We start from the raw sequence: 12294 nt of genomic DNA, 5'->3' as shown, positions 1-12294 counted from the left end.
ATTACAGATATTCTGCTACGTCAATATCTCCTTTTACCACCCATTCTCCATTTTCAATTTTTTCCTGAAGGATAATCATGTTAGCCCCTGTGTGCTGTTTTAATTTTACCTGAATCATTTTAGTTCCTGCATAAGGCTCCGTAGCTCCCGGTTTGTATAATTCAAGATATACCGGAGCTGTGGAACTGAAAAAATTATAAATCTTTACAGCCGTAAAATTGTCTTTCCCTATACTATCAAATTCTGCCAGTACTACTCCGTTTTCTCTTTTCAAAATACCTTTCACATTTTTCAGTGAGGTTCCTGAAAATTCTCCCAGATTGGGAAAAATAAATTCAAAACCTACTTTCCCAAAATTAACCTGAGGTTTTACCGCATACGTCTGCAGGTAAATTCCCGGAAGATTAAAAAAGTACAGGTCTTTATAGTCTTCTATATTGTCATATGTAATATTGTATTTTGCAATTTCGGTGCCTGTTTCATGGTTATAGACAGACAGTTTATTGGTTTCTCCCTGATCCAGTACAAACTGAAGCTGAGTTTCTATTTTATTGGTATAGGACGTTTTTCCGTCAATGGATACAGGTTGTCCGTTGAATCTCAGCTGAAGAGCATCCGGTTTGGAAAATCCCTTGATATTAACGTCTCCGGGTTTCTGTACCTTATCAGACAACTCCATCGTATTGCTGTCTGTGCATGAAAAAAGTACCGTAAAAAATAGGAGTAATGCAAAGATTTTATTCATCTTTCTCAATTATTTCATTGTAAAACTTAAAAATATTGCCCAGCCCTATAAGCGGGGCAATATATAATTATAAAAAAACTAGTTGGATATATTCTGAATAGCCTTCTTTCAAAGACTACCCATTATTTTATATAAAATTTCATGGTGTTCCTAAAATCAGATTTTAAGGAGCCAGAATGCTTATTTTTTAATAAATTTCAGTCTTTCCGTTGTCTTTCCGTCTGTAACTTCTGCGATATACGCTCCTGCTATAAGACCAGCTATATGAATACCTTTGGAATACTGAGTCGTCAATACTTTTTGTCCAGCTGCATTGTAAATATTAACTACCGTTGTAGTTTCTTTCAATGATGGATTAAGCTGCAGCTGTAAAGATTCTTTTACCGGATTTTCAGCTATTTGTGTTGTAATTTTGTTTCTTTTTATCTCCTTAGTTCCTAAAAATGAAGTAGCATAAATTCCTATTTCATCAATATTAATGTTCTGGATATTATTTCCACTTGCTTTTCTGTTCGCCCACATTCCGATATAGATTTTCTTCCCTGCGAAAGTAGAAAGATCTACAAGAGATTGTACAAACTCGGTAAGATCTGCCGGAAATGGATTGGCTGAATCTCCTACCTGTATTTTATAAAGACTCTGAATATCATTACCACCTGCATCTACCGTCATAGCCTGAAAATCAGCTAATGTAGGAACTTCTTTTTGTGGTGTACTTACATAGATAAAAAGATCTCTGGCAACAATAGTATGGGTAGTTCTCTGCCTTCCGATATTCGCAGCTAAAGTAACGGTACCTGCAGTATTGGTAAGATCAATCTGAGGAGAAATGATCCAGTCGTTTTCCCCAGTAAAGCCATTAGCATTTCCACTTGGCACCAAACTGATAGAATGACGAAGAACGCCGGTAGTTCCATAAGTAAGAGTAGTTCCGTTATGGTAAATGTTTTGTCCCTGTACCCATCCGTTACCATTGCTGTTCAGATCATGGAATGTCCATCCCTGAAGATCAGCAGGAGTATCAAAAGAATTTCCCCATACCAGAGACTGCGCTGCAGCCAGGTGAGATAAAAACAGAACAGATGATAAAATTATTTTTTTCATAATACTGATTATTAATGTTTTTGAAGTAAAAGCAAGGAATCAGCATGTGCTGTTCCCTGCTTTTTAGAAGTTTTTATTATTCTACAATTGTGAAATTGTATTTTGTCCAGATTCCCTGGAAGTTTCCACAGTTTCTTGGAGATACATTCCAGCTTCCTTCGTTGAAGAATGGCTGGCTCATCCCCCATAGAGATGCAGGTGTTCCAGTTAATAGGTTAGCTGCAGGGATTCCTGCTGTTCCTGTACCTGTAACTGAAGTAGTAAATCCGTGAACCTGAATCGTGTTGTATGCTGAAGCTGAAGAAAGCTCAGAACCTGTACCTTCTACTTTGATTCCCACAGGATATCCTGTAACTACAGCGTTATTTAATGTTAATCTTCCGTGTCTTCTGATGTGGATTCCGTTTTCATACAATACTCCTTTATTAGAGTTCTTAGCTCCAATGATGGTAAGGTTGTTGATTACCGGGTGAGTCAACAATGTTGTAGAAGAACCGTCTGCGTTGTTATCAAGCTCGATACCGTTAGAATCCGGGCTTGATCCGCTAAGACTGTGTGTAGAGTTGTAATCTGCCAAAGCTAATGCACAAGTGATTGTTCCTGTATATCCGTTATCGAAGTCGAAGTTATCATCATCTGCTGCAAAAGAAACAAGGTTTGAAGCGTTTACTGTACCTCCGAAGAATTCAAAAGAATCATCTTTTCCGAAAGATACCTGAATATGATCCAAAGTAGTTCCGTTCCCTACTCCTCCTAATGTAAGACCATTGATTTCGTTTCCTGAGTTTGGCGCTAAAAGATCGTACCCTGCAAACTCAATACGTACATATTTCAATGTTCCACCGTTGTGAGAAGCATTTGTACCACCGTAATAGAAATCAGGTCCAGATAATCCTTCAATCGTTTTTGTGAAAGGTGTGTTTGTAGGAGCGTCCCCTAAAATGATAACCCCACCGAAATCACCAGGAGCAGCAGTTGTATCTTCGTTTCCGTCTAACAATTTGTAGCTGGTGAAAATAATAGGTTGAGCTTCTGTACCCGCTGCGTTGATTTTTCCTGTTTTAGAAATTACCAAAACTCCTGTAGCGGTATTGTTTGTGCTTGGTTTAGCTTTAATGAATGTACCCGGCTGAATTGTTAATGTAGCACCATTTTTTACGGTTACAACTCCATTTAATTCAACTACACCACTCCATGTAGTATTTGAAGTAATATCACCGCTTACGCTGGTTACCGGAAGAGCAGAAGCTGTAAGGTACTCAGCAGAAGTAGATTTCATTTCGAATGGAGAAGATGAATCCGCCAGTTGATCGTTTTGACAAGCTGTAAGAGATAATGCTGCCACTGCAATTAGAGTTAGTCTTTTCATTGTTATAATTTTTAATAAATCCGGTCGTGTTATTTTATACCAGATCAGTTTTTTATTCAGGAATATCTTCCTCTCTATTCCTTCGATTTGTTTTTTGGTGTTCATCCCATCGCTGCAGGAGGAACTGCATTGCGGGAGTTCCCATGGAAATCGTTAAAGCGTGGGAAAAGCTGTTAACGTCCGGTTTTTTCAGAACTGTACTGCTGTGCGCATCATCAGTTTTTTTCAGTTTTGATCAGGTTACCGAAACCTGTACGCTTCTATAATTAAGATATCTTTTTACTCTAAGTTTCTATTTCCATGCTCATAAGGCTCATTTCCTTATTCTAGAATGGAGAAATTATATTTGGTCCAAAGTCCTTGAAAATTGCCACAATTTCTTGGTGATACATTCCATCCTCCCTCATTAAAAAATGGTTGATTCATTCCCCAACCGGAAGCAGAAAGTCCAGTAGATAAGTTAGCCATAGGAATTCCTGATGTACCAGCCCCTGTGACGGAAATTGTAAATCCGTGAACAAAAATTGTATTATAATTAGAGGCAGAAGCAAGCATTGAACCTGTACCTTCTACTTTGATTCCAACAGGATATCCTGTAATGGTAGCATCATTTAATGTTAATCTTCCATTTCTTCTGATATAAATTCCATTTCCGTACCTAGCACCCATAGTGGATTTCCAAGAACCTATTATTGTAAGGTTATTCACTACAGGATGTGTTACTAATGGTGTAGATGTTCCATCAATATTATTATCGAGTTCAATACCGTGAGAATCATTGACGGCCCCACTGAGACTATGTGTAGAATTATAGTCTGCCAAAGCAAGTGCACATGTAACAGTCCCAGTATATCCATTATTAAAATCGAAATTATCATCATCTGGTGCAAAAGAAATGAGATTGGAAGCATTTACGTTTCCTCCATAAAATTCAAAGGAATCGTCTTTATCATAAGACACCTGAATATGATCGATAGTGGTACCACTACCTACTCCGGCTAAAGTAAGGCCGTTAATTTCATGGATTGTATAGGGGAATATATCTGTTCCTCCGAATTCAATACGTACATATTTCACGATTCCTGCGTTATGATTTTGGTTAGTCCCACCATAATAATAATCAGGTCCAAAAAGTCCTTCAATGGTTGTTGTAGAAGGAGTATTCGTTAAAGCATCCCCCAGCAGGATCAATCCACCAAAGTCGCCAGGCTCTCCAATAGTATCTTCATTACCGTCCAACAGCTTATAACTTGTAAAAATAATCGGCTGACTTTCTGTTCCTACTGCATTGATTTTCCCTGTTTTTGTGATGATCAGAACTCCTGACGGAGCTGTTGTTCCTTTTGGTTTTGCTTTAATATATGTTCCTGGAAGGATTGTCAGTGTAGCTCCATCTTTTACTGTTATTATTCCATCCATTTCGATGACTCCACTCCAGATTGTATTAGTGGTAATATTACCACTTACAGTAGTTACCGGAAGTGCAGAAGCTGTAATATATTCAGATGAAGTAGCCTTTATTTCAAACGAAGATTTCTTATCCTCTAATCTGTCATGCTGACAAGCTGTAAGGAATGATAATATTATAATTGGAATTAACTTTTTCATTGTACCGCTTTAATTATTGTATTCTATTTTATTTAGACCTATATCTTGATTATGTTTTAAAACATATAGTTCACACTTAGGCTGAACATTCTTCCACTATAGGCCCGAAACATAATCTTATCAATATTCTTATCATATCTGTCTGTTGCACCGGGCAAAAGTCCCCAGGCTTCCCGCTCAGTTCCAATGGCACTCCCCAATCCCAAGGGTATCACATAGGAATTATAATTATTATAGTATTCCTTCACTCTGTTGAATAAGTTTCTGGCGTTTAATTTTAATTCAAGATTTTTATTCCGAAGAAATTTGTAGGAGATCTGTGCGTCTGCCACAGCATAAGGACGCTGTATTTCTTCTCCTTTGTAAGCATACCCAACAGTAATATACTGATCGCCTTTAGCATTATATAAAAAGCTAAGTCCCAAACGATCACCATCATAGGTCAATCCAAGATTATAGGCATAAGGAGTCTGTCCATAGAGCGGACGTTTTACTTCATAGGTTTCATCATTCTCACCTGTTTTATAAAGATCTTTAAAGGCTACTACCTTTGTATGATTATAGGTGAAGTTTCCGCTTATAAAAAGTTTTTCCAAAAAGGTTCCGTCTGCAATAAATCCTAAATTCTTTCTTACCTCAGCCTCTACTCCCAATAATTTTGCGTTTTTCGAATTACCATTATAGAGATATAGATTTCCTTCGCTGGAAATATGTCCCTCACGTTCTATAGGTCTGTCTATATTTTTATAATACAACCCTGCAGAAAAGATTTCTCCCAATCCGGGAAACCATTCAAATTTGAAATCATAATTATTGATGACTGAAGATGTCATTTCTGTATTATAAATCAAACCATTAGCTATCGGGTCAAAATAGGGTAAACCAGTTCTTTCATTAAACTGCGGACGAATTACAGATCTGTTGTAGGCAAGCCTGAGATTCATTTTATTCGTAGGACTGTAGGTAAAGTTCATAGAGGGCATCCATTGCCACGGTTTATCCTCAATGGCCGCTCTTTCTACATTCTTGGTATCACTGGGGTCTAATTGTTGTGAGATAAGATTATATTTAAAATATTCTGCACGAAGTCCCCAAACTAACCTTAATTTCTTCCAACGGTTATCAAACATGACAAAAACCGCGTGCTGATTAACTTCTCCTTCATATTTATCATTTTTATACAGTGCCCGGGTTTCCCATCCAATACCTCCCGGTACATAGTGAGATCCATTGAACCAATCTGCAAGAGCTCCATACATTGTCAAATAATTTTTTTCACTATTCGGAACATTTCTGTTCTCATCCACCCGTAGGAAGAATTTTTGTTGTTGATTGGTATTATTTTTCAATGTTCCTGCATATCCTGTCTTCACCGTATTTTTTACGTTTCCAAAATCCAGATCCCATTTAACTGAAGCACCATAATTGTAATCAGTTTCTTTATTGGCTATATATCCTCTATAAAAATTTCCTCCTGTGTTATAGATTTTATGATAAGTCAGGATCTCACTCCCAATAAAATCATATAGCGTCAGATACTGGGTATAATCTTTAGTATCGGATGTTATCCCGGTTCTTGCTGCAAACCAGTTGACTTCCGCATTTCCTATTTTATGATTCCCTTCCAGTTTATTTTGTAGGAGCATCTGAAAAATGGGATAATTCGTATTATCAGTATAAGGCCTGTCTAAGTTTTTGATCTGAGCAGGATCATTATTGGGTATAATTCCGTTATAAAAATAATTGTAGGCTAATTCTGCATTGGAAGCCATGGCACTACCCGTAGTATATTCATTCCAACCGGTAACTCTGGTCAGGGTATTATCAAAAATATGGGTATAGGAATTACGGAATGAAATTCTGTTTTTCCCTAACTGAAGTCCGAAATTAAGCATCCCCGCAACTGTAGAGTTGTAATTATAGGAAGCACCTTTATTTTTGAAGTTATAAAATGGTATAGGAGCGACTCCTTTTGTTTCCCAATCTGCAATATAAGGTCCCGTGGTATCCAGCCAGTTTCCTCTTCCTGTGTGGTCAATGTCCAGTTTATTCTGTTCATTTCTGATGACAAATGCTCCTGCAAAACCCCATTTATTATTGTTTTTAAGCGCATATGTTCTTCCTAATGCCAGCTGTATATTAGATCCCATGTCACCTCTGGTTTTATAGGTGCTGAAATTATCATTGGTAAACTGTCTGGATTGTTCAAAAAATCTTGGATCTGTCCAGTTCATCGGTTCAAGTCCTTTAGGGAAATCCCTGCTTCCGTCATCATATCCGAAATAATCATACTTTCCACGTTTACGGGTCAGAAATTCCTTGAAGGCCGACTGATCATTATAAGAAGTTCCCAACGTTACGGTTGTAAAATTTTCATTGGGAATATCTTTGGTCCTTACTTCTACGTAGCCTCCTGCAAAGCTTGCATTCATATCAGGTGTTGCAGATTTGCTTACCACTACACTTTCTACCATTGCTGTAGGAATGATATCAAATGAAAAGTTCTGGTTATAGGCTTCCGTACTTGGCAGGTTGATTCCGTCCATGGCAGCAGTATTCCAGCGTTCTCCCATAGATCGTACCACTACATATTTATTATCAATAGTGGTGATTCCTGTTACTCTTTTCAAAGTTCCTCCCACATCGCTGTCCGGCGTTTTGGAAATCTGCTCCGCTGAAATACCATCACTCATCTGGGCTGCTTTTTTCTGCTGGGCAAGAAGTCCCGCCTGAGTATCTGCTTTACGAGATGCAGTAATCACAACTTCCTTAATGTCTGTAATTTTATCAGAAGCCTTATTTAAAGCAAATGAAACAGCATTGGTTTCTTTATTGGTAACAGATAGTTTTTCAACTCTCAGCGTATTATATTTAGGAGCTTTTATCGTCAGATTATATGTTCCTGAAGGAAGATCTATGGTGAAATCTCCGTTATTATCTGTGACTACAGTTTTCTGAGCAATAGTAACTTCTGCTCCGGTAATGGGATTTCCCACCTCATCCACTATTTTACCGGAAATTCGTCCGTTTCCCACTGCAGAAATAGTAGAGCTTTCATATTTTATCGAAATAAGGTCACCATGCAGTCGGTACACTATAGGAAGTCCGTTGGTAATATCCTTCAGACAATTGTTGACAGAAGTATTTTCACATTTCACTCCTTTTACCTTCAGCTCTTTAATGTCTACCTTGGAATAAGCCAGTCTCATTCCCGTTTTTCCGGCAAATTCTTCTAAAACTTCAATCAACGGTCTGTTGGCAGGTACAGAAAATGTCACTTTCTGCACCAGCTCCTGAGCTTCTGCGGCTACAGTAAAAAATAAGGCTGCTATGGTAATCCCACATTTCAAACTTTTCATACTTAATAGTGTTCTCTTGATTATGATTATTTAATTTTTTTGAATAATGATTTATTTCTTAAGGATATAGGTGCTTTCTTTTTTCTGTACTTCCAATCCGAGGATAAAGGCCAGGGATTCAATATTTTCACCGACGGTTCCTCCAGTAAAATCGGCAGTAATCTTTTTATTTTCAGCTTCTTTAGGATATAGAACCGTTGTACTGTAATTGCTTTCCAGGACTGCTACTACTTCTTTTAAAGGAACATCGTTAAAGCTGAAAGACAATATTGCAGGAGCTTTATTTACTGAGTTTTTTACAGGCTTCAATGAAATAACCGCTGTAGTATGAGCAATTCCGAAATTGGTCCACTTCTGATTCGGTGTAAGGAAAGAAACAGCAACTCCAGGAGAGGATACCGCTACCTTGCCTTCATACAGATCCACAGCTTTATTCTTCCCTGATTGTGAGATTTTAAATACCGTTCCCAATACTTTGGTACTGAAGCCATCCGCACGAACGATAAAAGGATGTATTTTAGATTTTGCCACAGAGAAGATTGCATCTCCTTTTAAATCTACTATCCTTGTGGACGCAGGAAAAGATTTCTCTACAGTCAGTACAGCGCCTGATAAAAGAGTAACTACAGATCCATCTTCAAGATGAACAATACGGTTTCCGGATTTTGCAATATATACATCAGGTTTAATGAACATGGTGTAGGTAAATATTCCGCCCAATGATAAAAGCAGAATAATAACTGCAGCTATTTTATAGAGATGGGTTGTAAAGCTCTTTGCAGATTGGATAGAAATAATATCTGTTTGAGGAAAGTAATACTCCAGCCCGGATAATATCCTTTCTCTGGATTCTTTAAGATGAACAATATCCAGGTCTTTTTCTGCAATATTCTTCCATTGATTTAAAAGTTCATTTTCTTTTTCAGAGATTGAGTCTTCCGAAACTTCCCGTTCCCAAAGTCTGAAAACAAAGGCTTCAATATTTTTATATGGTAAACGTTTTTTCATAAGGTCTTTCATGTATTCACAGATACTTCTATCTATAAGACAGTGAAAATGAAAAACTTCCCCAGGGCATCCTTAATGTTATATTCACATTACAACCAAATTGTTAATAATTTTCATCCTTTTTCACATTTACTCAACATTAACGTCACATTTGAGCCCTGTTTTTCAGAAATATTTAATCTTATCACACCCAAAGTTCACAAAAAGTTAATTTTCCTTTAGGTAATTTTGTATCACAATATGAGCCCAACAGACTATACATTATTAAAGAAAATAAAATCAGGCGATCATCCTGCATTTATGCTGCTGTATGACCGATACTGGGATAGTCTATATCGCTTTGTTTTTATACGGACACGGGATAAAGAAGTCTCTGAAGAAATTCTCCAGAACTTATGGATGAAGATTCTTGAAAATACAGACGTGATACAAACCGATGATACAGAAAGTGCGAAAGGCTACCTTCTCCGCCATCTTCATTACAGAATCATTGATTTTTATAACAGCTACAAAAAAGCACCTCCTACGCTGAGCATTGATGAGTTTGATATTCCGAATGAAATTGAGATCGCAGATTCAGATTATTTTGAAATTCTTGAGGAAAATGAAATTTCTGCTTTGTTATCCATGATTGACGAGGTGGTTGCTCAACTTCCCTCAACGGAGCAGCAGGTCTACGATATGAGAATCAGGAAAAATATGTCGGTCAATGAAACAGCAGAAGCACTGGGAATCAGCAACAAGACGGTAAGTAATAAATTAAGTAAAGCGTTGGGAGAAATCCGAGAACAGCTGAACCCTGAGTATCAGTCGTCAAAGAAACTGGTTTCTATCCTGCTTTTAATGGAGGTTTTGACAAGGTATTGAGAATGGGATGCGAGGTTCGGGATTCTGGGTCGAGTCAATCGTCAGTTTTTATAACAGCTATCAAGATTCACAGCGAAGCGTATTCACTATTCACTAAACACTGGGAGCAAAGCTTTATTAAAGTCCAGTATTTTAAAATCTGCAAGGTTTGAATCTATGTTTTCATTATTATTCGTGAAAATTACGGTCTGCATTCCGGCCTCCTTTGCAGCCTTTAATCCTGAGTGGCTGTCTTCAATAGCAATACAGTGTTCCGGAGAAATTCCCATATTTTTTGCAGAAGTAAGATATACGGCCGGATGGGGTTTTCCCTGAGTTTCAAACTCTGATGAATGAACGGTATCAAACAGTTCACGAACCTGAAGCTTTTCAAGAACCACATGGGCTACACGCAAAGGAGCATTGGTTGCGAGCCCTATTTTATATTCTTTACTCTTAAGATTTTTAATAAACTCCTGTACACCAGACATTGTACAGTCCTGACCTTGAATCATTTCGATTACTCTCGTTACTACTTTATTTTCCAACTCAGAGGCATCAAAATTTTCCCACGGGAATCTTTCATACCAGAATTCTGTGACTTCCTGAGTGGTCATATATTTGGTTTGTGCCGCAAGATCATCTGTAACCTGCACTCCATAGGATGAAAATACATCCAGTTCTGCCTGAGTCCAGAATTTTTCTGAGTCTATCAAAACACCGTCCATGTCAAATATTACTGCTTTTAAAACCATTTCTTGAATGATAAATGAGGGATTATGAATAATGAATTATTGGCTGATTTTATACACGCAGCGCTGTCCGCCGGAAATGATGTGATCTACTCTTTCCACTTTGTACTCCTTTCCTATCAGAGATTGGAAATTGGATAATTCAGCCCGGCAGAAACCCTGGCATTCTGTTGCAGCAGCACATATCGGACAATGGTTTTCAATCAGAAAATAATCTTCACCTTCTTTTTTCCATTCTGCCATATAACCTTCATCACTACGAACCTTTGAAAGAGATTCAAGACGCTGTTCAAGAGATTTCGCCTTAGACAAAACTTTTTCATACCGTTCATGGGTATTTTTTTCCCGATCACTGATCAATAATTCCAAAGCATTTTCCCCTAAAAGATTTTTTACTGATTTCAAAATCTGAACCGTGACATCTGCGTGCGTATCCGGAAATTGAGACAATCCTTTCTCTGTAAGTGTATAATAGGTAGAAGGGCGGCCCACTCCTTCACTTTTCACCGAAGACCGGATCAATCCTTCCTGAGCAAGGTTCAGCAAGTGTTTTCTTGCTCCTTCTTTAGTGATCGACAATTCTTCAGCAATAAGAAGTGATGTAGCTTCACCTCTCATCTTTAAAAACATCAGAATACGATCCACAGCCGGCTTCTTCATTTGACAATATTTAGGTTGTTTTATTTTTCAACAACAAATATAGTCATTTTCTATAACCTCAAAAATCAAAGCTTAAAACAAACATTTACAAGACATTATACTTTCAAACGACAGAATCAATAAAACAACCTAAAAGTTGTTTTATTGAAATATATTTCTACCTTTGTCACATAGTAATCAAAAAAAATAAAGACGATGAACCCATTTACATTACCCCAATTACCTTATGCTTACGATGCCTTAGCGCCATTTATAGATAAAGAAACAATGACGATTCACCATCAAAAGCATCATCAGGCTTATGTAGATAATCTGAATAATGCTCTGGCACAAACCAACGAAACGAATCCCGATCTGGATTCTTTATTACAAAGAATCAGCGAATACAGTCCTGCCATAAGAAATAATGGTGGCGGCCACTATAACCATTCTTTATTCTGGGAAACTCTTTCGTCTCAGCCTAAGCTTATGCCTGAAGGGATGCTTCATGATGATATTACAGCCACTTTCGGGAGTATTGACAATCTAAAAGCAGAAATGAAAAAAACAGGTTTGTCACAGTTTGGTTCCGGATGGGTATGGTTATTTGTGAAGTTCAACGGATCTCTGGCCATCAGTTCTACTCCTAATCAGGATAATCCGATGATGGATATCCTTCCCACAAACAGAGGTTTTCCGATTCTTGGAATAGACGTTTGGGAGCATGCTTACTATTTGAATTATCAGAATAAACGTGCAGATTACCTTGATGCTTTCTGGTCTGTACTGGATTGGTCTGCCGTTGAAAGAAAATATGAAGAAGCTTTGTCAAAAGTAAGATAAATAATATTGAATATAAACAAA

The 12294-nt window shown here is 37.6% G+C and carries 10 protein-coding genes; 2 read left to right on the top strand and 8 right to left on the bottom strand.

Translation table 11 applies throughout. The features are described 5' to 3' along the window. Position 1: 1 nt before the first annotated feature. From BUE84_RS08905 to BUE84_RS08880, 6 genes are all read right to left on the bottom strand, one after another. Positions 2-745 (bottom strand): hypothetical protein, encoded by a 744-nt coding sequence (locus BUE84_RS08905; protein WP_238594392.1) that lies wholly within the window; start codon positions 743-745, stop codon positions 2-4. A 180-nt stretch (positions 746-925) separates the two neighbouring features. After that, entirely contained in the window at positions 926-1849 is a 924-nt protein-coding gene (locus tag BUE84_RS08900) for a T9SS-dependent choice-of-anchor J family protein (RefSeq protein ID WP_079241329.1), read from the bottom strand. Between the two features lie 76 nt (positions 1850-1925). Further along, the gene (locus tag BUE84_RS08895; RefSeq protein ID WP_079241328.1) at positions 1926-3218 is read right to left on the bottom strand and encodes a hypothetical protein; all 1293 of its coding nucleotides are present in this window, start codon (positions 3216-3218) and stop codon (positions 1926-1928) included. Positions 3219-3539: 321 nt separating this feature from the next. After that, positions 3540-4826 carry a hypothetical protein gene (locus BUE84_RS08890; RefSeq protein ID WP_079241327.1) on the bottom strand — a complete coding sequence of 429 codons (1287 nt, stop codon included), beginning with the start codon at positions 4824-4826 and terminating at the stop codon, positions 3540-3542. Between the two features lie 56 nt (positions 4827-4882). Beyond that, positions 4883-8185 (bottom strand): TonB-dependent receptor, encoded by a 3303-nt coding sequence (locus BUE84_RS08885; RefSeq protein WP_079241326.1) that lies wholly within the window; start codon positions 8183-8185, stop codon positions 4883-4885. Between the two features lie 51 nt (positions 8186-8236). Next, positions 8237-9193, bottom strand: coding sequence for a FecR family protein (locus BUE84_RS08880; RefSeq protein ID WP_238594391.1), 957 nt, complete (start codon positions 9191-9193; stop codon positions 8237-8239). A gap of 240 nt (positions 9194-9433) precedes the next feature. Between BUE84_RS08880 and BUE84_RS08875 the strand changes: the two genes are divergently transcribed. Continuing rightward, on the top strand, positions 9434-10060 hold the full coding sequence (locus BUE84_RS08875; protein ID WP_079241324.1) for an RNA polymerase sigma factor: 627 nt from the start codon (positions 9434-9436) through the stop codon (positions 10058-10060). 86 nt (positions 10061-10146) lie between these two features. Here the strand turns inward: BUE84_RS08875 and hxpB are convergent, their stop codons facing one another. Both hxpB and BUE84_RS08865 read right to left on the bottom strand, forming a co-directional pair. Beyond that, a complete protein-coding gene (gene hxpB / locus BUE84_RS08870; protein ID WP_079241323.1) occupies positions 10147-10794 on the bottom strand; it encodes a hexitol phosphatase HxpB in 648 nt (215 codons plus the stop codon). A 36-nt stretch (positions 10795-10830) separates the two neighbouring features. After that, positions 10831-11451 (bottom strand): helix-turn-helix transcriptional regulator, encoded by a 621-nt coding sequence (locus tag BUE84_RS08865; protein ID WP_079241322.1) that lies wholly within the window; start codon positions 11449-11451, stop codon positions 10831-10833. A 195-nt stretch (positions 11452-11646) separates the two neighbouring features. Here BUE84_RS08865 and BUE84_RS08860 point away from each other — a divergent pair, with 195 nt between their 5' ends. Next, the gene (locus tag BUE84_RS08860; protein WP_079241321.1) at positions 11647-12273 is read left to right on the top strand and encodes a superoxide dismutase; all 627 of its coding nucleotides are present in this window, start codon (positions 11647-11649) and stop codon (positions 12271-12273) included. The last annotated feature ends 21 nt before the right edge of the window (positions 12274-12294 follow it).

It is taken from the genome of Chryseobacterium indologenes (assembly GCF_002025665.1).
Taxonomy (GTDB): domain Bacteria; phylum Bacteroidota; class Bacteroidia; order Flavobacteriales; family Weeksellaceae; genus Chryseobacterium; species Chryseobacterium metallicongregator.
The sequence above is the reverse complement of the archived record's forward strand: the minus strand, read 5'-3'. Positions and strand labels throughout refer to the sequence as shown.